Here is a 337-nt window from a genome sequence, read left to right as displayed (position 1 = left end):
GCGCGCACCCAGGCCGTGCTCGGTGCCGATGAGGCGGATGTGCCCTGCATACATGCCACCCACATGCGCCACGTCCAGCGCGAAGCGCGGCGGGGCGCCGGTGCCCGTGGTCGGCGTGAACTGCGTGCCGTCGGCCGAGACCTCGTTGGCCCCCGTGACGATCTGAAGCTCGTTGGCCCAGATCGCCGCGTTCACCTGCGCCGCACGCGCGAGGATCGCGGCGTAGTCGGTGCTGCGGGCGTCGAGCCCCGAGCCGTCGAAGGTGACGGTGCCGTTGCGAACCACGAAGCCGTCCAGGCCGCCCGCGGCGTTGATCTGCGGCACGCCGGTGGTCAGC

Annotated in this window: 1 protein-coding gene; it reads right to left on the bottom strand. The window is 72.4% G+C overall.

The features are described from left to right. A partial coding sequence (locus B0W80_RS34235; protein WP_143684942.1) for a hypothetical protein occupies nucleotides 1-337 on the bottom strand: 337 nt, incomplete at both ends.

The organism is Variovorax sp. KK3 (assembly GCF_001984055.1).
Taxonomy (GTDB): domain Bacteria; phylum Pseudomonadota; class Gammaproteobacteria; order Burkholderiales; family Burkholderiaceae_C; genus Variovorax.
This window is presented reverse-complemented; position numbering and strand designations above follow the sequence as displayed.